The 22,131-nt window shown below is 72.1% G+C and carries 26 protein-coding genes; 9 read left to right on the plus strand and 17 right to left on the minus strand.

Going from position 1 to position 22,131, the window contains the following annotated elements; all coding sequences use genetic code 11:
* The first annotated feature begins 51 nt into the window (after positions 1-51).
* On the plus strand, positions 52-627 hold the full coding sequence (locus AB0N03_RS06255) for a hypothetical protein (RefSeq protein WP_364366210.1): 576 nt from the start codon (positions 52-54) through the stop codon (positions 625-627).
* On the opposite strand, the gene AB0N03_RS06260 is transcribed toward AB0N03_RS06255, so the two are convergent.
* The 7 genes from AB0N03_RS06260 to AB0N03_RS06290 form a co-directional block, all read right to left on the minus strand.
* Positions 624-1,505, minus strand: a complete 882-nt coding sequence (locus AB0N03_RS06260; protein ID WP_364366212.1) for a diacylglycerol kinase family protein — start codon at positions 1,503-1,505, stop codon at positions 624-626. The genes AB0N03_RS06255 and AB0N03_RS06260 overlap by 4 nt on opposite strands.
* A complete protein-coding gene (gene tatC, locus AB0N03_RS06265) occupies positions 1,505-2,476 on the minus strand; it encodes a twin-arginine translocase subunit TatC (RefSeq protein WP_364366214.1) in 972 nt (323 codons plus the stop codon). The genes AB0N03_RS06260 and tatC overlap by 1 nt, the downstream gene beginning before the upstream one ends.
* 86 nt (positions 2,477-2,562) lie before the next feature.
* Positions 2,563-2,886: a Sec-independent protein translocase subunit TatA gene (gene tatA, locus AB0N03_RS06270; RefSeq protein WP_364366216.1), complete on the minus strand. Its 324-nt coding sequence runs from the start codon at positions 2,884-2,886 to the stop codon at positions 2,563-2,565.
* A gap of 31 nt (positions 2,887-2,917) precedes the next feature.
* Entirely contained in the window at positions 2,918-3,127 is a 210-nt protein-coding gene (locus AB0N03_RS06275) for a bacteriophage holin (RefSeq protein WP_364366217.1), read from the minus strand.
* Between the two features lie 10 nt (positions 3,128-3,137).
* Positions 3,138-4,118 (minus strand): WYL domain-containing protein, encoded by a 981-nt coding sequence (locus AB0N03_RS06280; RefSeq protein ID WP_364366219.1) that lies wholly within the window; start codon positions 4,116-4,118, stop codon positions 3,138-3,140.
* Positions 4,115-5,098, minus strand: coding sequence for a WYL domain-containing protein (locus tag AB0N03_RS06285; RefSeq protein WP_364366221.1), 984 nt, complete (start codon positions 5,096-5,098; stop codon positions 4,115-4,117). Before AB0N03_RS06285 ends, AB0N03_RS06280 begins: the two co-directional genes overlap by 4 nt.
* Before the next feature lie 10 nt (positions 5,099-5,108).
* Positions 5,109-5,540 (minus strand): helix-turn-helix domain-containing protein, encoded by a 432-nt coding sequence (locus tag AB0N03_RS06290; protein ID WP_364366223.1) that lies wholly within the window; start codon positions 5,538-5,540, stop codon positions 5,109-5,111.
* A gap of 107 nt (positions 5,541-5,647) precedes the next feature.
* Here AB0N03_RS06290 and AB0N03_RS06295 point away from each other — a divergent pair, with 107 nt between their 5' ends.
* Positions 5,648-6,568, plus strand: a complete 921-nt coding sequence (locus tag AB0N03_RS06295) for an NADP-dependent oxidoreductase (RefSeq protein WP_364366225.1) — start codon at positions 5,648-5,650, stop codon at positions 6,566-6,568.
* A 21-nt stretch (positions 6,569-6,589) separates the two neighbouring features.
* On the plus strand, positions 6,590-7,288 hold the full coding sequence (locus AB0N03_RS06300) for an SDR family oxidoreductase (protein WP_364366227.1): 699 nt from the start codon (positions 6,590-6,592) through the stop codon (positions 7,286-7,288).
* Here the strand turns inward: AB0N03_RS06300 and AB0N03_RS06305 are convergent.
* Together AB0N03_RS06305 and pafA are read right to left on the minus strand one after the other, a co-directional pair.
* Entirely contained in the window at positions 7,285-8,310 is a 1,026-nt protein-coding gene (locus AB0N03_RS06305) for an oxidoreductase (RefSeq protein ID WP_364366229.1), read from the minus strand. The genes AB0N03_RS06300 and AB0N03_RS06305 overlap by 4 nt on opposite strands.
* 108 nt (positions 8,311-8,418) lie before the next feature.
* Entirely contained in the window at positions 8,419-9,777 is a 1,359-nt protein-coding gene (pafA, locus tag AB0N03_RS06310; protein WP_364366231.1) for a Pup--protein ligase, read from the minus strand.
* Between the two features lie 142 nt (positions 9,778-9,919).
* Between pafA and AB0N03_RS06315 the strand changes: the two genes are divergently transcribed.
* Positions 9,920-11,404, plus strand: a complete 1,485-nt coding sequence (locus tag AB0N03_RS06315; protein ID WP_364366233.1) for a phosphatase PAP2 family protein — start codon at positions 9,920-9,922, stop codon at positions 11,402-11,404.
* Positions 11,405-11,507: 103 nt separating this feature from the next.
* Complete coding sequence (locus AB0N03_RS06320) at positions 11,508-12,695, plus strand: alpha/beta hydrolase-fold protein (protein WP_364366235.1); 1,188 nt, start codon at positions 11,508-11,510, stop codon at positions 12,693-12,695.
* A gap of 87 nt (positions 12,696-12,782) precedes the next feature.
* On the opposite strand, the gene prcA is transcribed toward AB0N03_RS06320, so the two are convergent.
* The 4 genes from prcA to dop all read right to left on the minus strand — a co-directional run bounded on the left by prcA (position 12,783) and on the right by dop (position 16,425).
* On the minus strand, positions 12,783-13,589 hold the full coding sequence (gene prcA, locus AB0N03_RS06325) for a proteasome subunit alpha (protein ID WP_364366237.1): 807 nt from the start codon (positions 13,587-13,589) through the stop codon (positions 12,783-12,785).
* Positions 13,590-13,642: 53 nt separating this feature from the next.
* Positions 13,643-14,497: a proteasome subunit beta gene (gene prcB / locus AB0N03_RS06330; RefSeq protein ID WP_364366239.1), complete on the minus strand. Its 855-nt coding sequence runs from the start codon at positions 14,495-14,497 to the stop codon at positions 13,643-13,645.
* A 144-nt stretch (positions 14,498-14,641) separates the two neighbouring features.
* Entirely contained in the window at positions 14,642-14,836 is a 195-nt protein-coding gene (locus tag AB0N03_RS06335) for a ubiquitin-like protein Pup (RefSeq protein ID WP_013226725.1), read from the minus strand.
* A gap of 86 nt (positions 14,837-14,922) precedes the next feature.
* Positions 14,923-16,425, minus strand: a complete 1,503-nt coding sequence (gene dop, locus AB0N03_RS06340; RefSeq protein ID WP_364366241.1) for a depupylase/deamidase Dop — start codon at positions 16,423-16,425, stop codon at positions 14,923-14,925.
* Positions 16,426-16,467: 42 nt separating this feature from the next.
* Here dop and AB0N03_RS06345 point away from each other — a divergent pair, with 42 nt between their 5' ends.
* Complete coding sequence (locus AB0N03_RS06345; RefSeq protein ID WP_364366243.1) at positions 16,468-16,986, plus strand: NUDIX domain-containing protein; 519 nt, start codon at positions 16,468-16,470, stop codon at positions 16,984-16,986.
* On the opposite strand, the gene AB0N03_RS06350 is transcribed toward AB0N03_RS06345, so the two are convergent.
* The 3 genes from AB0N03_RS06350 to AB0N03_RS06360 are packed head-to-tail and all read right to left on the minus strand — an operon-like array spanning position 16,977 to position 18,905.
* Complete coding sequence (locus AB0N03_RS06350; protein WP_364366245.1) at positions 16,977-17,588, minus strand: hypothetical protein; 612 nt, start codon at positions 17,586-17,588, stop codon at positions 16,977-16,979. The two genes, AB0N03_RS06345 and AB0N03_RS06350, sit on opposite strands and share 10 nt — an antisense overlap.
* A gap of 52 nt (positions 17,589-17,640) precedes the next feature.
* Positions 17,641-18,570, minus strand: a complete 930-nt coding sequence (locus AB0N03_RS06355; protein WP_364366247.1) for an aldo/keto reductase — start codon at positions 18,568-18,570, stop codon at positions 17,641-17,643.
* The gene (locus AB0N03_RS06360; RefSeq protein WP_364366249.1) at positions 18,567-18,905 is read right to left on the minus strand and encodes a hypothetical protein; all 339 of its coding nucleotides are present in this window, start codon (positions 18,903-18,905) and stop codon (positions 18,567-18,569) included. Before AB0N03_RS06360 ends, AB0N03_RS06355 begins: the two co-directional genes overlap by 4 nt.
* Before the next feature lie 45 nt (positions 18,906-18,950).
* Between AB0N03_RS06360 and AB0N03_RS06365 the strand changes: the two genes are divergently transcribed.
* Both AB0N03_RS06365 and AB0N03_RS06370 read left to right on the plus strand, forming a co-directional pair.
* Positions 18,951-19,304, plus strand: a complete 354-nt coding sequence (locus AB0N03_RS06365; RefSeq protein WP_364366251.1) for a metalloregulator ArsR/SmtB family transcription factor — start codon at positions 18,951-18,953, stop codon at positions 19,302-19,304.
* An 86-nt stretch (positions 19,305-19,390) separates the two neighbouring features.
* Positions 19,391-20,266: a TIGR03620 family F420-dependent LLM class oxidoreductase gene (locus AB0N03_RS06370; RefSeq protein WP_364366298.1), complete on the plus strand. Its 876-nt coding sequence runs from the start codon at positions 19,391-19,393 to the stop codon at positions 20,264-20,266.
* Here AB0N03_RS06370 and AB0N03_RS06375 read toward each other — a convergent pair.
* On the minus strand, positions 20,243-21,088 hold the full coding sequence (locus tag AB0N03_RS06375) for a DUF3626 domain-containing protein (protein ID WP_364366253.1): 846 nt from the start codon (positions 21,086-21,088) through the stop codon (positions 20,243-20,245). The two genes, AB0N03_RS06370 and AB0N03_RS06375, sit on opposite strands and share 24 nt — an antisense overlap.
* A gap of 96 nt (positions 21,089-21,184) precedes the next feature.
* On the opposite strand from AB0N03_RS06375, the gene AB0N03_RS06380 reads away from it, so the two are divergent.
* Positions 21,185-22,117 carry a DMT family transporter gene (locus AB0N03_RS06380; RefSeq protein ID WP_364366255.1) on the plus strand — a complete coding sequence of 311 codons (933 nt, stop codon included), beginning with the start codon at positions 21,185-21,187 and terminating at the stop codon, positions 22,115-22,117.
* Positions 22,118-22,131: the final 14 nt, after the last annotated feature.

Below are 22,131 nucleotides of genomic sequence, written 5' to 3' on the forward strand. Positions count from 1 at the left end.
ATTTGAGAGGCGGGGTGGAACCGGGGTGCGGGTGGCGGCGTCGGAGGCTGCATGAGTGAACCGTGTCCGAGCTGCGGACAGCTGGACCAGGTGCAGCATGTGCCGGCCGTCTACCACGGCGGGCACTCGTTCTTCCGTGGTCAGGGTTCGGTGGTCGCGGTGCCGGCCGGGGACGGTCTGCTTTATACGAACAGCCAGGTCAGCGGGGTTTCGGTGACCGCGGTGGCGCGGTCGCTGGATCCCTTCCCTCCCCCGCGCCGCGGTGGCGGCCTGGTGGCGGCGGTGGTCGCGCTGGCGTTGGTCGGGAGTTGTTTTCTGCTGTTGCCGTTGTCGGCGGTGGACGACCCGCCGCCGGGTGGCCCGGCTTCCCGGGTGCTGGGGGTCGCGCTGATCTCGTTGCCGTCGTTGTGCGTGTTCGTCGCGGCCGGTGTGCTGGGGTGGCTCTACGTCCGGCGGGTCCGGGTGCACCGGCGGCAGCGGCGCGGGGTGCCGGCGGCGACGCAGCTGTGGGAGCAGGGCTGGTTCTGCCACCGCTGCGGCGGGGTTTACTTCTCCGACGCCGGGCGGCTGCTGACGCCGGCGCACTTCCGGCAGCTGGTGGCGCGCGCGGGCGGCTACGAGCGTTAAGCCAGGACCGTCAGCGCGCCCGGGACGCAGGTGACCGTCACCGGCACGTTTCCCTGGGGCTCGCCGTCGGCGTAGGCCGGCCAGCTGTTGCCCGTCAGCGAGACCGACCGGGCGCGCAGGGTGCGGACCGCCGGGTGGGTGAGGTGCTTGCCGGTGCGCAGGCCCGGCAGCATGCGGATCAGGCCGCGGCGGGTCAAGTCCCCCACCACCGTCACGTCGAAGACGCCGTCCTCCGGGTCCGCGGTCGGGCAGATCGGGACGCCGCCGCCGTAGAAGCGGGTGTTTCCGACCGCCACGAGGGTCGCGTCGAGTTCCAGGCGTTCGGTGCCCGTGTCGACCACCACCGGGCGGGAGCGGAACGCCGCCAGCTCGGCGAGGATCGCGAGGTCGTAGCGGCGCGGCCCGGACGGCCAGCGCATCCGGTTGGCGCGTTCGTTCACGCTCGCGTCGAAACCCGCGCACAGGACCGTCGCGAACCACGTGTCGCCGGCGCGGCCGAGGTCGATGCGCCGCCGGGCCCCCGAGCGCAGGGCCGCCACCAGCGCGTCGACGGCGGGCAGCGGCTCGCCGGGCATGCCGAGGGCGCGGGCGAAGTCGTTGCCGGTGCCCGCCGGGACCAGGCCGAGCGCGACGTCGTGGTTCGCGCAGAACTGGACGCCTTGGTGGGCGGCGCCGTCGCCGCCGAGGACGATCAGGACGTCGAGGCCGGCGGCGTGGGAGGTCCGCGTCAGCTCGCGGGACTCTTCGACGGTGTTGGCGACCAGCACGTCGAGGCGGTCGACGGCCACGCGCAGCCGCTCGGCGACGGTGTCCGCGATGCGCGCGGCCGCGCCGTGCCCCGAGGCCGGGTGTACGGCGAGCGCGGCGTGGATCCCCACTAGGTGATGTCGTCGGTCGTCGAGCGGCCGCCGGACGCGGTCGGCGCGGACGGCTCGTCATCCACCTTGCTCGGCGTGTACTCGAACGGCGCGGCTTCGTCGTCGTCGAGCTGGTCCCAGCCCTCGTCGTGGCGTTCCCGGTCCTTCTTGCGGTCGTGGACGCGGGCGATCTGGATGGACAGCTCGAACAGCACGGTCAGCGCACCGGCCAGACCGAGCATCGAGAACGGGTCCGACCCGGGAGTGACGAAGGCGGCGAAGACGAACAGCCCGAACACGATGCCCCGGCGCCACTTCTTCAGCTGCCGGTACTTGACCACACCGACGCGGTTGAGCATCACCACGAGCAACGGAAGCTCGAAGCTGATCCCGAAGATGATCAGCAGCGACAGCATGAACGAGATGTACTTGTCCGCGGTCAGCGCGGTGATGAACTCTTCCTGCCCGAAGCCCATGAGCAGCTGCAGGGCGTGCGGGAACAGCAGGTACGCGAGCACCGCGCCGCCGGCGAACAGCACCGACGCGAACCCGACGAAGGTCAGCGCGTACTTGCGCTCCTTCGAGTAGAGGCCGGGTGCGATGAACGCCCACACCTGGTAGAGCCAGAGGGGCGAGAACAGCACGGCGCCGGCGGCGAGGCCGACCTTGAGCTGGATCATGAACGCTTCGAACGGCACGGTCTGCAGCAGTTGGCAGCCCTGGTAGCCGTTGAGACGGCGATCCGGCGGGATGGCGCAGTAGGGGTCCTTGACGATCTCGCCGAGCGACGGGATCGGGCCCACCTTGGTGCTGAACCAGAAGAAGCCGACGATCCCGCCGATGACGACCGCGAGCAGCGCGAAGCCCAGGCGGCGGCGGAACTCGTAGATGTGCTCGATGAGCGTCATCGTGCCGTCGGGGTTCTTGCGACGGCTGCGCTTGCGCCGCTTCGTCCGGCGGCTGGTGCCGTTTCCGGAGGCGGGTTCCGCCACGGGATGTTCCGTTCTCGTCGGAGTCCGCCGGAGCGCGCCGGACCGGCGCGCTCCGTGGACCAGGGACCGGGTGTGGCTTCAGGCGCTCAGCTGGCGTTCTTCTGCGGCTGGTCGGCCTGCTGCTTCTTCAGCTCGTCGAGCTGCCGCTGCAGGTCGGCGACCTGCTGGTCGGTCGCGGCGGGCGGCGTCACGGGGACGGGCGTGGCCGGGATCTGCTTCGTCTCGACCGGCTCGGCGTCCTCGTGCGAGGCGCTCTTGTCGCCCGCGAGGTCCTTGGTCTCGGCCTTGAAGATCTTCATGGACTTGCCGATCGACCGGGCCGCATCGGGAAGCCGCTTGGCCCCGAACAGCAGCACGACGAGCAGCACCAAGATGATCAAATGCCATCCTTGCAATCCGTTGGCGAACAAGATGGCCTCCTATCTGCGTCTGGTAGGGATGTTACTGGTTTTCCGGTTTCCGGCGGCGCTCCGCGAAGGCGACGCGCAGCGCGGCCGACCGGGCACGGATCAACCCCGCCCGGTCCTGGGTGTTCGTAGCCACCATGCTTGCGGTCCGCCGGAAACCACGCAAGACCTTGACGGTCCGCACCAGCAGGACGACGAGCAGCAGGCCGATCGCGGCGAGCACGACGGTGGGCAGGTACGGCACGTCGATCACCTTAGTGGTCGCAGGTTGACGGAAGGTGACGGGCTCGGGCCACCGCGTCGGCCGCGCGGCGTCCGACGTCGGACGCGAGGTCGGCCGGGCTCTCCACCAGCGCTTCTCCGCCCAACCCCAGCACGAGGCGCACCATCCAGGACTGGTCGGCGTAGCGCATCCGGATCCGCAGCCGGCCGCCGTCGAGCTCGTCGAGCTCCTCGCACGGGTAGTACTCGGCTACCCAGCGTGCGTCCGGGTCGAGGACCAGCACGGCCTCCCGCTGGTCGGGACGCTCCCGGAAGACGCCCTCGGAAATATCGGTCGGATGGGCGTGCGCGGGCGGCCGGGAGGGCTCGTCGAGGACCGTCAGCTCGTCGATCCGGTCGAGCCGGAACAGCCGGACGCCCTCGGCGCGGCGGCACCAGGCCTCCAGGTAGCCGACCGCCTGCACGATCAGCAGCCGCATCGGGTCGACCGTGCGCTCGGTGATCTGGTCCTTGGACGCGGTGTAGTAGCGGATCCGCAGGGCCCGCCCGTCCCGCAGCGCCCGGGCGACCTCCTCGCGGGTCCGCGCGGTCTTCTTGCCCTCGCGCACCCCGCCGCCGACGACCACGCCGGCGGGCTGGGCCTGCCCGGCCGCCGACTCGATCTTGGCGATGGCGCGGCGGACGGCGTCACCGTCGAGCACGCCGGGCGTCTCGGCCAGCGCCCGCAGCGCGACCAGCAGCGCCGTGGCCTCGCCGCCGGTCAGCCGCAGCGGGCGGTTCATCCCGGCGTCGTGGGTGACGACGATCGTGTCGCCCTCGAAGGACAGGTCGATGAGGTCGCCGGGGCCGTAGCCGGGCAGCCCGCACATCCACAGCAGCTCGAGGTCCTTGCGCAGCTGCTTCGGCGTGACGTCGAAGTCGTGCGCCGCCTCGTCGACGCGGATGCCCGGGCGCGCGAGCAGGTAGGGCACGAGCGCGAGCAGTCTCGGCATCCGGTCGGTCGACCCGCTCACCGGCCGCTCCCCTGCCGGGCCACGACGGCTTCGAGCCGGTCCTGGACGGTCTTGGCCAGCACGTCGGGTTCGAGCACGACGACGTCGGGGCCCTGCGCGGTGATCCAGTCGGCGGCCGACTCCGGGAAGTAGAGCCCGATCTCGACGAGGTCGCCCTCTTCGCCGTCGATCGCGCACCGGCCCAGGACGGTGCCGCGGCGGCGGACCCCGGCGGCGCGGCCGTCGGCGACCCAGAGCCGGGCGGTGGTGACCGGGGCGGGTTCGGACTCCCCCGTCACCGACACGAGTTTGAGCAGGTTGACACCCTCCGGACGCTGCACCGCGCCCGGCTTGCCGACCGGCTGGACCTGGCCGGTGACGCGGGAGAGGCGGAAGCAGCGGGTGGCGCCGCGGTCGCGGTCGTGCCCGACGACGTACCAGCGGGCCCGCCACGACACCACGCCCCAGGGCTCGAGGGTGCGCATGATGCGTTCCGGCGAGCCGCTGCGGCGGTACTCGAAGCGGACGGCCTGGCCGTTCTGCACCGCGGCCAGCAGCGGCCCGAACGCCGGTTCGGCGCGCACGCGCGGCTCGACGATCGTGGGGGCCTGGTCGTCGACCTCCAGGCCGGCGGCACGCAGCTTCACCAGCGCGCCCTGCGCCTGTCCGGTGAGCTCCGGGGAGTCCCACAGCCGGGACGCGAGCGCGACGGCGGCGGCTTCGTCGGGAGCGAGGTCGATCTCGCCGAGCTCGTAGTCGCGGCGGGCGATGCGGTAGCCCTCGATGGCGTCGAAGGCGGAGTTGCGGCCGGTCTCCAAGGGGATGCCGAGTTCGCGCAGCTCGGTCTTGTCCCGCTCGAACATCCGGAAGTAGGCGTCGTCGCTGGCCGCGTCGCCGTAGCCGGGCACGATGCCGCGGATCCGCTCGGCAGTGAGGTACTGCCGGGTGGACAGGAGGGCCAGTACCAGATTGACCAGCCGTTCGGCGCGTGCGGTGGACACCCGGTAGAGCCTAGCCCGCGCCGCCCGGCCCGATCGTGAGGTCCGGGGTGCGCGCGTCGTAATCGGTCCGGGCGGCGTCCACGGCTTCGAAGTTCGTCTCGGCCCAGTCCTTGAACCCGGCCATCAGCGCGCGGAGGCTTCCCCCCAGCGGCGTAAGGGAATAGTCGACGCGGACGGGCACCGCCGGGGTCACCTCGCGGCGCACCAGCCCGTCCCGCTCGAGCACCCGCAGGGTCTGGGTGAGCATCTTCTGGCTGACCCCGGCGATGCGCCGCGAAAGGTCGCTGTAGCGCCGCGGGCCGTCACCGAGCGCGACGAGGACCAGGCTGACCCACTTGCCGGCGATCTCGTCGAGCAGCTTCCGGGTCGGGCAGGCCGCGAGGTAGGCGTCGTAGGCGGCCTTTTCGGCCTGCCGCCGCTGTTCCGCCGTGCGCGTGGGCACCGGGCGAACCTCCTGGTACGTGGGGAACCTGCGGGTGCGTACTTCCCGATGGAGAGTAGCTCCCTTTACGTTCGCGGGGAAGGTTCGCTCGGGGTCAGGAGACGAAGATGCGTGCGGTGGTGGTCCGGAAGTTCGGTGGCCCGGAGGTCCTGGAGTCCGTGGCGGTCCCGGTGCCGGAGCCCGGCCCGGGTCAGGTGCGGATCCGGGTGACGGCGGCCGCGGTGAACCCGGTCGACGTCGCGACCCGCGCCGGGTGGCTCACCGAGGCCGGCGTGATCCCGCCGCGGGAGGTGCTCGGCCTGGGGTGGGACGTCGCCGGCGTGGTCGAAATCGGCTCCGGCTCCGGCTTCCGCGTCGGCGACGCAGTGATCGGCCTGCGCGACCGGATCGCGACCCCGCTGGGCGCGTACGCCGAGCAGATCGTGCTGGACGTCTCGGCCGTCGCCCCGGCTCCGGAAGGCTTTTCCCCCGCCGAAGCCGCGACCCTGCCGCTCAACGCGCTGACCGCCGCGCAGGCCCTCGACCTCGTCGAAACGGACGGAACCGTGCTGGTCACCGGGGCGGCGGGCGCGGTCGGCGGGTACGCGGTTGCGCTGGCGCACGCACGCGGGCTCCGGGTGGTGGCCGTGGCGTCCGGCGGCGACGAAGCGCTGGTGCGGGGGTTCGGGGCGGAGTTCGTCGCGCGCGGCCCGGCGCTCGGCGACCGGGTGCGCGCGCTGGTGCCCGGCGGGGTGGACGCCGTCCTCGACACCGCCCTGCTCGGCCTGGACGCGCTGGAGGCGGTCCGCGGCGGCGGCGAGTTCGTCGCCTTCGCCGCGGGCGCCGCACCGATCCCGCTGCGCGGGGTCCGCGTGCGCCACGTCTGGATCCGCGCCGACGGCGCACGCCTGGCCGAGCTGGCGAAGCTCACGGAGACGGGAGTGCTGCCGTTGCGCGTGGCCGGCGTGCTGCCGCTGTCGAAGGCCGCGGAGGCGCACGAACGGCTGGCGGCGGGCGGCCTGCGCGGGCGGATCGTGCTGACGCCGTGAATCTTCCCTAGCGTGGGGGCCATGGATGATCGCGTTCTTCTCATCACCGGTGCCTCGCGCGGCCTCGGCGCCGCGACCGCGCGGCTCGCCGCCGCCTCCGGGTTCAAGGTCGCCCTCGTGGCCCGCAAGGCCGGGTCCGTCACCGCGCTGGCCGCCGAGCTCGGCGAAGACCGGGCGATCGCGCTCGGCGCCGACGTCGGGGACTGGACGAGCGTCTCCGGCGCCGTCACGGCCGCCGTCGAACGCTTCGGACGGCTCGACGCCGCCTTCGCCAACGCCGGGATCGGCGTCGGGACGTCGTTCTTCGGCACCGACGACCCCGACCCGCGGGCCTGGGAGGAGATGGTCCGCACCAACATCCTCGGCGCGGCCTACACCGCCCGCGCGGCCCTGCCCGCGCTGCGGGAGTCGTCCGGGCACCTGCTGATCACCGGCTCGGTCGCCGGCCGCTACATCCGGAACGCGAGCCTGTACTCGGTGACGAAGTGGGCGGTGACCGGAATGGCCGGGGCGATCCGCGAGGAGGCCGTCGGCACCGGCGTGCGGGTCACGCTGATCAACCCCGGCATGACCGACACCGACATCCTCAGCGACGAGCAGCGGAAGAAGCCGAAGCTGGAGCCGGACGACATCGCCCGCGCCGTGCTCTACGCGCTGTCCCAGCCGCCGTCGGTCGACGTCAACGAGATCATGGTCCGCCCGACCGGTCAGGTCCTCTAGCGGCTCAGGCGGGCCACGCGACCCTGGACGCCACTGGCCCAGCAAGCCGCGCCGGCGCAGTCCACGCTGTCGAAGCTGCCGGTGTCGAACGACGTCCAGTGCCGGCCGCCGTCCGGGCTGTGGTCGCTGCCGCCCGGGCCGACGGCGAGCACGGCGCCGCCGCGCCAGGCCAGCCCGGAGCGGTACCCGGTGGGGTACTGCTCCGGGGTGCGCCAGGTGCGGCCGCGGTCCCTGGTCAGCGCGACGGCCGGGCCGGGCGCGGCAGGGTTCGCGTAGTCGCCGCCGATCGCCACGCCCTGGCCGGGGTTCCGGAAGGCGACGGCGAACACGCCGGCCGACGGGCTGCTCGGCAGCGGCGTGGCCGAGGCCGTCCAGTGGCGGCCGCCGTCGCCGGAGTGCAGGACGCGGGCGGTCGCGCCGCCGCCGGTCGCAAGCCACGCGTCGAACGGCCCGGCCGTGGTGATGCACTGGCCGCTGGCCGCGAACCCGGCCTCGCCGGGCAGTGCGGGCGGGAAGCCGCTGTCGGGGACCTGCCGCCAGCTGCGGCCGCCGTCGAAGGTGGCTTGCACGCGGAACCGGCCGTCGACCGGGTCGCTCATCGCGAGCCCGCGCCACGGGTCGAAGAACGCGAGGCAGTCGTAGAACGCCGCCGCGTCGGTGTTCCGGAAGGTCTGGCGCCAGTGCGCGCCGCCGTCGTCGGTCCGGTAGACGCGCGAGTCGGTGCCGGGGCCGATCGAGAGGGTCACGGCGTGGTCGGCGTCGAAGGCCTCGATGTCCCGGAGTTCGAGCGTCTCGGCGCCGGGCGGGCCGACGGACTTCCAGCTCGTCCCGCCGTCGGTGGTGCGCAGGACGGTGCCCTGCGTGCCGCTGACCCACGCGACGCGGGCGCTGACGGCGGACAGGCCGCGGAACTGGGCGGTGACGCCGGTGGGCTGCAGCTCCCACTTCGGCGGGCGCTCCCCCGCCGAAGCCGGTGCCGCGACGGAGACCAGCAGGGCGAGCACGAGCAGCACGACACGCATGCGCCGATCCTGTCGCAGTCCCGCCCCGACTTTCGTCGCGTCCCCGAAACGCCGTGAAGGCCACCTTGAGGAACTTGTAGTTCCTCAAGGTGGCCTTCACGGACCTGGCTAGAGGGAGCTGATCAGGCGTTCCACGCGCTCGTCGACCGAGCGGAACGGGTCCTTGCACAGGACCGTGCGCTGGGCCTGGTCGTTCAGCTTCAGGTGCACCCAGTCGACCGTGAAGTCGCGCCCGGCGGCCTGGGCGGCGGCGATGAAGTCGCCGCGCAGCTTCGCCCGGGTCGTCTGCGGCGGGGTGTCCTTGGCGGCCTCGATCTCGCCGTCGTCGGTGACCCGGCGGACCAGGCCCTTGCGCTGGAGCAGGTCGAAGATGCCCCGGCCGCGGCGGATGTCGTGGTAGGCCAGGTCGAGCTGCGCGATGCGCGGGCTGGAGAGGTCCAGGTCGTGCTTGTGCCGGTAGCGCTCGACCAGCCGGTGCTTGATCGCCCAGTCGATCTCGGTGTCGATCTTGCCGAAGTCCTGCTGCTCGACCGCGTCCAGGGACCGGCCCCACAGCTCGATGACGCGCTCGTTCGCCGGGGTCGTGCCGTTGTCCTTGAGGTGCTGCACGGCGCGGGCGTGGTACTCGCGCTGGATGTCCAGCGCCGACGCCTCGCGCCCGCCGGCCAGCCGCACCTGGCGGCGGCCGGTGAGGTCGTGGCTGATCTCGCGGATCGCCCGGATCGGGTTGTCGAGGGTGAAGTCGCGGAACTGGACACCGGCCTCGATCATCTCGAGCACCAGGTTCGCCGAGCCGACCTTGAGCATGGTCGTCGGCTCGGCCATGTTCGAGTCGCCCACGATGACGTGCAGCCGCCGGTAGCGCTCGGCGTCGGCGTGCGGCTCGTCGCGGGTGTTGATGATCGGCCGCGAGCGGGTGGTCGCGCTCGAGACGCCCTCCCAGATGTGTTCCGCACGCTGGGAGAGGCAGTAGACCGCGCCGCGCGGGGTCTGCAGCACCTTGCCGGCGCCGCAGATGAGCTGCCGGGTCACCAGGAACGGCAGCAGCACGTCGGCGATCCGGGAGAACTCACCCGCGCGGGTCACCAGGTAGTTCTCGTGGCAGCCGTAGGAGTTGCCCGCCGAGTCGGTGTTGTTCTTGAACAGGAAGATGTCGCCGCCGATGCCCTCGTCGGCGAGCCGTCGCTCGGCGTCGACCAGCAGGTCCTCGAGGATCCGCTCCCCGGCCTTGTCGTGCGTGACCAGCTGGACGAGGTCGTCGCACTCGGCCGTCGCGTACTCGGGGTGCGAGCCGACGTCGAGGTAGAGCCGGGAGCCGTTGGACAGGAAAACGTTCGAAGAACGGCCCCACGAGACGACCCGCCGGAAGAGGTAGCGCGCCACCTCGTCCGGGGAGAGCCTGCGCTGGCCGTGGAAGGTGCACGTGACCCCGAACTCGGTCTCGATGCCAAAGATCCGCCGCTGCATGCCACCAGAGTAGGCGCTGGACCCCCTTCGACGGTGCGCCGTTCGGGCGTCGACACGCCCTCGGTGTGCCACAGACGGTGAAAACTCCCCGATTCAGGCACGATTGGAGCACTGCTCTTGACTACTTGGGGAAGGCGACTCCTTGACGCACCAGCTCATCCAGGCCTTCCGGCGGGTCGGGCGCACCGATCGCGCCCTCATGCGGCGCAGCGCCGCCCTCCCGGCCACGAAAGCCGACGACGCGCTGATGGCGCTGTCCAGATCGGCGAACAAGTCCCGGCTCTGGTGGGTCGTCGCCGCGCTCCTGGCCGCGCAGAAGGGCTCCACGCGGCGGGGCGCGCTGCGCGGGGTCGTCGCGATCGCCGGCGCCAGCGCCGCGGCCAACCTGATCGGCAAGCCGCTGTTCCCCCGCCGCCGCCCGGCCGAGGAGGAGGTGCCCAGGCACCGCCGCCTGCGGAAACGCCCGACGTCGTCGTCGTTCCCCTCCGGCCACTCGGCGTCCGCGGCGGCCTTCGCGACGGCCGTGGCGATGGAGTCGCCGCGCGCCGGTCTCGCCGTGGCGCCCCTCGCGCTGGCCGTCGCCTACTCGCGCGTCCACACCGGCGTCCACTGGCCCTCCGACGTCGGCGTCGGCCTGAGCATCGGGGTCGGCGTGGGCCTGGCGACCCGGCACTGGTGGCCGCTGCACGACGACGTCCCGGGCCGCACCGCCCACCACGCGGACGCGCCCGAGATGGTCGACGGCGACGACATGCTCGTGCTGGTCAACCCCAAGTCCGGGATCGACGGCCAGGACCCGACCGAGGACGCCCGGCACGCCTGGCCCAAGGCCGAGATCCTCCACCCGGACCCCGACCAGGACCTGATCGCCCAGCTCGAAAGCGAGATCGACGCCCGGGGGACGGTCCGCGCGCTCGGCGTCGCGGGCGGTGACGGCACCGTGGCCGCGGTCGCCGCGGTCGCCGCCGAACGCGACCTCCCGCTCGCGCTGATCCCGGCGGGCACGCTCAACCACTTCGCCCGCGACGTCGGCGTCAGCTCCATGCCCGACGCGGACGCGGCGACCGAGCTCGGCAACGCCGTCGGCATCGACCTGGGCGAGGTCGAGATCGAGGAGGGCGGTGGGGACACCGCGCACCGCTGGTTCGTCAACACCGCGAGCCTCGGCGGCTACCCGGAGATGGTCCGGCTGCGCGAGAAGCTGCAGGAAAAGCACCCCAAGTGGCCCTCGGCCGTGATCGCGCTGACCCGGACGCTGCGGCACGCCAAACCGCTGACCGTGCGGCTCAACGGCAAGCTCACCCAGGTCTGGCTGCTGTTCGTCGGCAACGGCACGTACGCGCCGAAGGGTTTCGCGCCCAGCCGGCGCCCGGCGCTCGACACCGGCCTGCTCGACGTCCGCTACCTGCGCGCCGACCTGCCGTACTCCCGCGCCCGGTTCCTGCTGGCGATGGTCACCCGCACCCTCGCGGCCAGCCACGTCTACCAGGAGCTCGACGTCGCCGAGCTGGACGTGGAGCTCCTGGACGGCCACCGCCGCGTCGCCACCGACGGCGAGGTCGGCCCGCTCGGCAACCGGTTCCGCTTCCGGTCCTGCCCCAGCGCACTGACCATCTACCGCCTTTAAGGACGCATTACTTTCTCTCAACGAACCCACAGCGGCCCCTGGCTAGCGTCGTGCCCGAGATGCGGGCGATCCTGCCCGCGACCAGGGGACGAGCGGGGATCGAATGGGCGGGCACGGCCTGGCGGGCGGTATCCACCGGGCCGCCACCGACCCGGTGCTGCCCGGTGACATCACCGCGCGCGCCCGCGACCTCGGCCCGTTCGAGTCCCCGCTCATCTGGCTCGCCCTCGCCTCGGCCGCCGTCGCGGTCCTCGCCGCCGTCATCGCGTTGTGGCACCGGCGCCGGGCGCGTCGCTGGGGCTTCACCGCCTTCGGCGTCCTGCTGCTGCTCGCGGGGGTAACTGCCCTGAACAGCTACGTCGGGTACGTCCGCACCTCCGACGACCTCGCGCGCCTGCTGCAACGCGGCCCCGGCGTCGTCAACCTCGCCGGCCGCCTGCTCGACGACGGCGACGAGGCACCGTCCGCGCCGCACGCGGGCGCGGGCACCGCGGCCGCCGGCCAGCGGATCGACGTCGTGAGCCTGCCCGACCCCGCCCACGGCGTCCCGTCGGGCAGCAACTACGTCGTGCTGCCCCCGGGGTACGACGCGAACGCGGCCCGCCGCTACCCCGTCGTCTACCTGATCCACGGCTACCCGTTCGGCGGCCCGCGCGACTGGCTGACCTCCGGCGACGCCCCCGGAACGCTGCTCGCCCTGCAGCGCGCCGGCGTGATCGAGCCGATGATCGTGGTCAGCGTCGACCTGACCGCCGGCAACCCCGCCACGGACTGGGAATGCCTCGACGTCCCCGGCGGCCCGCAGCTGGAGACGTACCTGGCGCACACGGTGGTTCCGGCGATCGACCGGCGCTACCGCACCGCCGCCGACCGCGCCCACCGCGCGCTGGGCGGCATGTCCGGCGGCGGCTTCGGGGCGCTCAACATCGGCCTGCACCACGTCGACGAGTTCGCCACCCTGCTGATCGCCCTCCCCTACGACGACCTCAACGACTCCGTCGGCGTCCTCGACGGCAACCGGGCGGCCATCGCCGCCAACACCCCGCGCCGCTACCTGCCGGCGATGAACTTCCCCGCACCGGTCTCGGTGATGCTCGCGGTCGGCACCGGCGCACCCACCGACGTCACGACGGCCCACCGGATCGCCGACGCCCTGCACGCCCGCGGCCAGGAGGCGGTCGTCCACGCCGAACGCGGCTTCAACCACACCTGGCACACCGCCCGCGCGACGCTGCCGTATCTGCTGGCGTTCGCCGACCAGAACTTCCGGGTCTCCCCCGCGACCTCCTGAAATCCGGTTGCTCGCCGTCGCCCACCGGCCGGACTGACGAAATCGGGGGCGTGGCCCACCGGCCACGCCCCCGTTTCGCTCAGGAAGTCACTCGCCTTCCGGCTTGCCCTCCGGCTCCTCGCCCTGCGGGTCCGGGACCGGGAGCAGCGAGTCCAGCGCCGTGCCCGTCAGGCGGCGGAACGAGCGGCGCGGGCGGTCGCGGTCCAGCACCGCCACCTCCAGCTTGATCGGGTCGGCCTCGCCGTTGCCGTTCGGCGACGAGCTCGCCGCCGAAGACGAGGACGTGCCCGCCGACGAGGACGCCGTCGTCGTGGGCGCCGGCTGGGTCGGCGTGCGCAGGGCCGCCACCGCCACGCCCAAGGCCGCCTGCAGGTCCAAGCCCTCCTCGAACGTCTCCTTCAGCTTCGCCGCGATCTTTTCGTTCTGGCCGCCCATCACGGTGAACTGCGGCTCGTCGAAGATCGACCCGTCGTAGGTCAGCCGGTACAACTGGTCCTCCGCCGAGCTCGCCCCGACCTCCGCCACGCAGACCTCGACCTCGAACGGCTTCAGCTGCTCGGTGAAGATGCTGCCCAGCGTCGCCGCGTAGGCGTTCGCCAGCGCTCGCGCGCTCACGTCACGCCGGTCGTACTGGTAGCCCTTGAGGTCCGCGTGCCGGATCCCCGCCACGCGCAGGTTTTCGAACTCGCTGTAGCGCCCGACCGCGGCGAACCCGATCCGGTCGTAGATCTCGGACACCTTGTGCAGCGTGGCCGACGGGTTCTCCGCGACGAACAGCACGCCGCCCGCGTACTTCAGCACCACCACGCTCCGGCCGCGCGCGATGCCCTTGCGCGCCAGCTCGGAACGCTCCCGCATCAGCTGCTCGGGAGAGGCATACAACGGCATCGTCACGGTGTGCGCTCCAGGTTCTTCGGTGTTCCAACGTTCACTGGTTCAGCCCCGCGTCAGGAGAGCCGGCTCTGGTGGCGCTCGATCCGCCCCGCGACCACGGCTTCCGCGACCGCCGCCGTCGCCGACTCCGGCAGCTGGACGGCACCGCGCTCCGCGGTGATCGTCACGACACTCGGGAAGATCCGCCGGACCAGGTCCGGCCCGCCCGACGCCGTGTCGTCGTCCGCCGCGTCGTACAGCGCCTCGACCGCGACGCGCGTCGCGGCCTCGACGTCGGCGTCCGGATCGTGCAGCTTCTTCAGCGCGGATTTCGCGAACAGCGAACCCGAACCGATGCCCGCGTACCCGCCGTTTTCCTCGTAGCGGCCACCCGCGGCGTCGTACGACACGATCCGCCCGGCGTGCTTCGCATCCGCGGCCTCCAGGTCGTACCCGACGAACAACGGGATCGCCGCCAGCCCGGCCATCGCCATCTCGAGGTTGGCCTTGACCATCCCCGCCAGCTTGTTCGTCTTGCCGTCCAGCGACAGCCGAACGCCCTCGATCTTCTCGTAGTGCGCCAGCTCGACGGCGTACAACCGCACCATCTCCACGGCCAGCCCCGCCGTGCCCGCGATGCCGACCGCCGAATACTCGTCGGTGACGTGCACCTTCTCGATGTCCCGGCTCGCGATCATGTTCCCCGACGTCGCCCGCCGGTCACCCGCGATCAGCACACCGCTCGCGAAAGTCAGCGCGACGATCGTCGTCCCGTGCGGCACGCCCAGCTCGGCCACGCCACCGCTCACCCGCCGCTCCGGAAGCAACTCCGGTGCCTGCACCCGCAGGAAGTCCGAAAACGACGACGTCGCCGACGAGAAGTACGCGGCCGGCAGCGCGGGACCCGAGATGCCCCTGGTGTTGTCCATACGTGCTCAAAAATCCCATCTGTGCGGGCCACGCGGACCAGAGCCCCGCGCCCGGCACCCCCGGCCCGCACGGACCACGGTCACCACCACGCGGAACCCCGGCCGCCGGCTGAACGGTCGGCAAGGGCGCAACGCCCCCGGCGGCTACTCGCCGCCCTTCTGCACGTAGGCCCGGACGAAGTCCTCGGCGTTCTCCTCGAGCACGTCGTCGATCTCGTCCAGGATCGTGTCCACGTCCTCGCCGAGCTTCTCGCGCCGCTCCTGACCCGCCGCGCCGGTGTCGTCGAACTCCTCGTCGGAGTCACCACCGCCGTGCTTTTCGATCTTTTCCTGGGCCATCTCGCCTCCCGGTGTGGCTGATGTTTCCTAGCCTACCCAGCGGCCCCGACATTCGGGGTCACGCCGCGATCGCTGGTGCGTCCCGCCTAGTCCGAACCGGTGAGCGCCTCCACCAGGTCCTCCGCCGTCGCCGACTCGTCCAGCAACTTGCCGACGTGCGCCTTCGTGCCGCGCAGGGGCTCCAGGGTCGGGATCCGCACCAGCGACTCCTTGCCCACGTCGAAGATGACCGAATCCCAGGACGCCGCCGCGATCGACGTCGCGTACTTCTCCAGCGCCCGGCCCCGGAAGTAGGCCCGAGTGTCCGACGGCGGCGTCGTCACCGCGGTCAGCACCTCTTCCTCGGTCACCAGCCGCTTCATCGACCCGCGCGTCACCAGCCGGTTGTACAGGCCCTTCGCCAGCCGCACGTCCGAGTACTGCAGGTCGACCAGCCGCAGCCGCGGCGCGCCCCAGGCCAGGTTGTCCCGCTGCCGGTAACCCTCCAGCAGGCGCAGCTTCGCCGGCCAGTCCAGCCGGTCCGCGCACTCCTGCGGGTCGCGCGCCAGCGCGTCCAGGACCTCGCCCCAGACCCGCAGGACCTCCTTCGACGCCTGGTCCGCGCCCGTGCGCTCCAGGTTCTGCGAGGCGATCTCGTGGTAGGCGAACTGCAGGTCCAGCCCGGTGTACTTCTTCCCGTTCGCCAGCGCCACCTGCGCCTTCAGCGTCGGGTCGTGGCTGATCTGGTGCACCGCGCGCACCGGCTCGTCCAGCTTCAGGTCGTCGAACCGGATCCCCGACTCGATCAGGTCGAGGATCAGCGCCGTCGTCCCGACCTTCAGGTACGTCGAGTACTCGGACATGTTCGCGTCGCCGATGATGACGTGCAGCCGCCGGTACTTGTCCGCGTCCGCGTGCGGCTCGTCCCGGGTGTTGATGATCCCGCGCTTCAGCGTGGTCTCCAGGCCGACCTCGACCTCGATGTAGTCCGCACGCTGGGAGAGCTGGAACCCGGCCTCCTCGCTCTGCTGGCCGATGCCGACCCGGCCCGAGCCGGTCACCACCTGCCGCGACACGAAGAACGGCGTCAGCCCGGCGATGATCGCGGTGAACGGCGTCGACCGCGCGCACAGGTAGTTCTCGTGCGTGCCGTAGCTCGCGCCCTTGCCGTCGACGTTGTTCTTGTACAGCTGCAGCTGTGGCTGTCCGGGCACGGACGCCGCCTTCAGCGCGGCCTCCTCCATCACCCGCTCGCCGGCCTTGTCCCAGATGACGGCGTCGCGCGCGTTCGTCACCTCGGGTGCCGAGTACTCCGGGTGCGCGTGGTCGACGTACAGCCGCGCCCCGTTGGTCAGGATGACGTTCGCCGCGCCGAGGTCCTCGACGTCCGGGTCGTGCCCCGGCCCGCCGGGCCCGGTCAGGTCGAACCCGCGCGCGTCCCGCAGCGGGCTCTCCACCTCGTAGTCCCACCGCGCCCGCCGGGCGCGCGGGATCTCGGCCGCCGCCGCGTAGGCCAGCACGACCTGGGTCGAGGTGAGTACCGGGTTCGCCGTCGCGTCGCCCGGCACGGAGATGCCGTACTCGACTTCGGTTCCCATGATCCGCCGCATGTCCACCACCCTACGGGGTCGTCCTAGTGGAACGATGCACCCATGCCAGGCAGTGACGAACTCGTTGCGCTCTATGACCAGGCCGGCTCCGAAGTCGGCACGACCACCCGCTCCCGGGTCCGCGCCGAGGGCCTGTGGCACGCCGCCGGCGTCGTGCTGGTCCGTTCGGGTGACGGCAAGGCCGTCTACGTGCACCTGCGCACCGCGGTGAAGGACGTGTGGCCCTCGACCTGGGACTGCTGGGCCGGCGGCGTGGTCGCCGCGGGCGAGTCACCGGCCGGGTGCGCCCGCCGCGAACTGGCCGAAGAACTCGGCGTCCACGGGGTGGAACCCGTGCCGCTGTTCACCAAGGTCTACGACGACGGCCGCAACCGCTGCCACAACTTCGCCTTCGAGGTCCGCTGGGACGGCCCGATCCACCACCAGGCCGAAGAGATCGTCGAAGGCCGTTGGATCCCCCTGGAAGAACTCCGCGCTTGGATCGACGACCCGGCGCCCGAACTCCCCTTCATCCCCGACGGCCGCGAAGGCGTCCAGGAGTGGTTCCGCCGCTACGGCTGAGCGGTGAGCTTCGCCGTCATCGCGGGCAGCAGGCGCTTCGCCGCGTCCACCGCGCGGGTCTCGGTGCTCGCCGAGACCGTCAGCTCGGACACGAGCCTTCCCTTCGCCAGCAACACCGTGCAGGTCTTGCCGTCGCCCCAGGCCTGCTGCAGCTCGACCCCGGGCTGGACGGGGACGCTCACCGTCTTGCCCGCGCACTCGTTTTCCGCGACGGCTTGGGCGGCCGATCGGTCCGGGAACGCCACGACACGGTGGCTCAGCACCGACCCGCTGGGGTAGCGCCAGGTCGCGGTCCGGCTGCCCGCCGACGGCCCGTCCGCCAGGCATCCCGAAGCCTCACCCGAGCCCGGCTGCACGCCCTCCTCCGCGACGTCCGCGTCGGACAGCAGGGCCCGCTCCGCGAGCAGGCCGGGATCGGGCGGCGTGACCGGAGCAGCCTTCGCGGGGCTCACCGGTGCTTCTTCCGCCGAGGGCGTGACCGGCGACGACGTGGGTGTCGGATCGTCGTAGTACGTCTCGAGGTTGTTCGGGTCGGGCCCGTCGCAGCCCGTGAGGCCGACCAACGCGACCGCGGCCAGGGCGACCACCTGCCGATGACGCACTGCTCCGGCCTCCCTGTCGTCCGCTGGTGCCTGCGAAGGGTAGTGCAGCCGCTCAGTCCCACGCCAAGGAGGACCGGTGTCGCCAGTACGCACCGGGCTCCTCGGCGAGGCCGGCCAGCGCATCCCGGTCCGCCGCACCCAGGCCCACCGTCGTGGCGCGCAGGTTCGCCTCGAGCTGAGCCGGGCTCGCCGGGCCGATGACCGCCGTGCCGGCCCACTCCTGCGCCAGCACCGCGGCGACGGCGACGGCGTCCGGCCCGATCCCGTGCGCCGCCGCGATGTCGCGGACCACCTTCGGGGCTTCGACCGCGAGCCGGCCGTTGGCCAGGGTTTCCTTGACCAGCACGCGCTTCCCGGCCGTGTGCGCCGCGGCGAGGGCCGGCCCGGCGGACGGTTCCAGGACGTTCCACGTCGACTGCACCGCCGAGAACACCGGCCGCCCGGCCACTTCCAGCGTGAACGCCCGCTCGATCGCGTCCGCCTGCGCCGGCCCGGACGTCGAGAACCCCACGGCGACGCCATTCGCGGAAAGTTCGGCCAGCGCCTCGACCAACGGCTCGTCGGTGAACAACGGACTGTCCACAGTGAGCGAATGCACCTGGTACAGCCCGACGCGTTCCCCCAGCAGCGCCAGGGTTTCGGCCCACTGCGCGGCGAACCGCGCCGCCGAATGCTCCTTCACCTCGTGCACGTCGGCGTCGAGCCGCCAGTCCCCCACGTACGCATAACCCCACTTGCTGGAGACCTCGACGCCGTCGTGCCCCCGCTCGGCGAGCCAGCCGGCCAGGAACTCCTCCGAGCGCCCGTACGACCGGGCGACGTCGACGTGCCGGATCCCCGCGGCGTAGGCGTCGTCGAGCACCGCGAAGGTCGCGGCACGCATGGACTCCACGTCCCGCTCCGCTGGCAGCGCGCCGTCGCGGCCCAGGTTGATGTAGGCGGGCCGGCCCAGCGCCGCCAGGCCGAGCGCGACGCGGTTCACGCGGTCTGCTTGTGCCGCAGGATGGCCAGCCACTGGTCCGAGTTCTGCGCCTGGCGGTGCAGCTTCTCGAGCCGCGCGGCCGGGGCCCGGACGTACCCCTTGCCGAAGACCGGCGCGATCTGACGGAGGCTCGCACCGCCTTCGCGGGCGGCGAGCAGGGCCCAGTCGGAGGCGTCGGCGCAGGCGGCGGAGGCGCGGCGGAGCTCCCCGAGGATGTCGATGAGCTCCTGGGCGCCCACCTCCCCCGCCTGGACGGCGGCGGCCGTCGTCTCCAGCCAGGCCAGGACGTCGTTTTCGGTGATCGGCGCGCGAGGCCGGCGGGTTTCTTCGGTCACGGCCAGGAGTATAGGTCGTTATACGTCGATATACTGGATCCAGCCATGACGACACGCACCGAATCCCAGCCGGACGCCGAGCAGCTGCTCGAGGTCTTCAAGGCGCTCGCGAACCCCGTGCGGCTGCAGGTGCTGCGGTGGCTGCGGGAGCCCGAGCGGCACTTTTTCAATGAGCAGAGCCCGGTCGACCGGGCGATCGCCGACCCGGTCGAGGTCGGCGTGTGCGTGAGCCACCTCCAGGAGAAGCTGGGCCTGGCGCAGTCGACCGTGTCGGCGTACATGGCATCGCTGCAGCGTGCCGGCCTGGTGCGCGCGACCCGCGTCGGCAAGTGGACGCACTACAAGCGCGACGAAGCCCGGATCGCCGAGTTCGTCGCCGTGCTCGGCCACACTCTCTGACCGCTCCCCTCCCCTGCCCCGGCGGACAGCCGGTTGACTCATATCGTGATTCTGCGATACTTCGATTCATGGGCATGATCGAGAACATGCGGCTCGGCCGCTACGGCATCTGGACGTTCGACTTCGAGGACCAGCCGGCCGGGCTGATCCGGGACTCCGTGCAAGAGCTGGAAGAACTCGGCTGGCCGGCGGTCTGGATCCCGGAGAGCGACGGCCGGGAAGCCCTCACGCACGCCGGGTTCCTGCTGTCGGCCACTGAACGCCTGACCGTCGTCAACGGGATCGCGCGGATCTGGTCACGCGAACCGCGCTACACCCGCACCGCGGCCCTGCTGCTGGCCGACGCCTACCCGGACCGCCACCTGCTCGGCCTCGGCCTCGGCGCCGGGAAGCCCGGCACCAAGCCGCTCCGGGCGATGAGCGACTACCTCGACGCCATGGACGCCGTCCCGAGCGCCAACCCCGCACCGCGCGCGCCGATGCGGCGCCTGCTGGCGGCGTACGGCCCGAAGATGCTGGAACTGGCCCGCGACCGCTCGGCGGGCGCGCACACCTACCACGTGACGCCGGAACACACCGCCCAGGCGCGGGAAGTCCTGGGCGACGGCCCGTTCCTCGGCGTCGAGCACGCCGTGCTCTTCGAAACCGACGCCGCCAAGGCACGGGAGATCGCCCGCGAGCACCTCCACCGGTACCTCACCTCGGAGTACAACGTCGCGAAGTTCCGGCGGCTCGGCTACACCGAAGCGGACATCGACGGCGGCCGCGGAAGCGACCGGCTCGTCGACGACCTCGTCGTCCGGGGCGACCTCGACACGATCACCGGCAAGCTGAACGCCCACCTCGACGCCGGTGCCGACCACGTCGGCATCCAGGTGATCGGGACCGAACCCGGCACTTCGGCCATGCCGCACTGGCGGCGGCTCGCCGAAGCGCTGCTACCCGCCGGCGTCACCGCGTAGGCCGAACCGCGCGGTGCAGTGCCAGACACGCTTGAGCACCTGGGGGTCGTGCCGGCCGGCACGGACGGCGTCGCCGATGATCCGCGCGTCCAGCCACCCGTCCTCGGCGATCTCCTTGCCGGCGCGCACGACGTCCTCGCCCCGGTAGTCGGCGTGCTCGGCCAGAACGTCGACCGGCAGCCGGAACCCGTGGTGCCAGTGCGTGGGAAACGGCAGCTCGGCGGCCGCCGCCTCGACGTCGGTGCCCCGGAACGCCGGGTCCAGCACGAGCGCCTCGACATCCGTCGCGAGCCGGAGCGGGCCGTGGACGTGGGCTTCGATGTGGTCGTCAAGTTCGTCCTGCGTGTCCGCCTCGGCGAGCGCCACCAGCGACAGGTGTTCAGCGGTGCCGAAGTCGTCCGGCTCGCCGAAGCTGTCCGGGTAGCAGAACGTCGTGCGCGTGCACACTTCCCGCTTCAGCCGCAGGTGGGACGAGCCGAACCGGACAGATCCGCCCGCCGGGCGGCGGCGGTAGTTGAGCGAGCCGTACTTGGGCCGCGCCGACGGCGGCAGGTAATCGTAGGCGCCGCCGAACATGCGGTTCTCCCAGCGCCACCGGTCACCGCCGGCGTGCGCGGTCAAGCCGCCGTTGCTCGTGCCCGTCTCGAACTGGGAACGGTAAACGCCGTCCGTGACGAGGTGCCGCAGCAACGACACCTCGCCCACCAGGCGGTCCGGGTGGAAGTGCACGGTGACGGCCAGGTCTTCGGGCAACGGCGGCCCCGACACGCGGCTCGCGACGTGCGCGACCGCTCGTTGCCACGGTTCTTCCCCCCAAGCCATGGGTGGCATTCTACCTCGGCACGTATAGGTCGTTATACATATTGGAGGTCCGAAACCCGCTGGCTTTGCGCCCGGCGTCCCCGGTTGACTGCGGGCATGGGGTTCGGAGCAACGGGGTTCGGCGTCACGGTGCGGTTCGCGCTGCTGGCCGTCGTCTGGGGTGCGAGTTTCCTGTTCATCAAGGTGGGCCTGAACGGGCTCTCCCCCGGCCAGGTCGCCCTGGTGCGGGTCGCCTTGGGCGCGCTCGCGCTGGCTGCCGTGCTGGTCGTGCGCCGGCGCCCGCTACCCCGGGATCCCGTGCTGTGGGGTCACCTCGCGGTGGTTTCGGTGCTGTTGTGCGTGGTGCCGTTCCTGCTGTTCTCATGGGCGGAACAGTATATTTCGTCCGGTTTGGCCAGTATTTTCAACGCGACGACACCGCTCGTCACGATGCTGCTGGCCGCCGCGGCCCTGCCGGAAGAGCGGTTCACGCCGCCGCGTGTGCTCGGCCTGTCGCTCGGCTTCCTCGGCGTGCTCACGATCGTCGGGGTGTGGCACGGCGTCGACGTCTCGCACCAGCTGACGGCACAGCTCGCGTGCCTCGGCGCCACGACGTGCTACGGCGCGTGCTTCGTCTACATGCGCCGTTTCGTCTCGCCGCGCGGAGTGGACCCCGTCGTGGTCGCGTTCGGCCAGACGGGGTCGGCGACGGTGCTCCTCGGCCTGCTGGCCCCGGCGGTCGCGGCGACGCCGGTCCGCCTGGACCTCGCGGTGGTGGCGAGCATGGTGGCGCTCGGCGTCTTCGGCACGGGCATCGCTTATGTCTGGAACGTCCGCATCATCGCGGCCTGGGGCGCGGCCAACGCTTCGGCGGTGACCTACCTCACACCGGTGGTCGGGGTGCTGCTCGGCGTGCTCGTGCTGGGCGAACCGGTGAGCTGGAACCAGCCGACCGGCGCGCTCCTGGTGGTGCTGGGCATCCTCGCCGCCCACGGCCGCCTGCGCGTGCGCCGGGCCGCCGAGCCCGAAGCCGGGCTCGTCCGCCGCTAGACGCGCCGATGGGG

It is taken from the genome of Amycolatopsis sp. NPDC051061, assembly GCF_040682935.1.
GTDB lineage: Bacteria > Actinomycetota > Actinomycetes > Mycobacteriales > Pseudonocardiaceae > Amycolatopsis.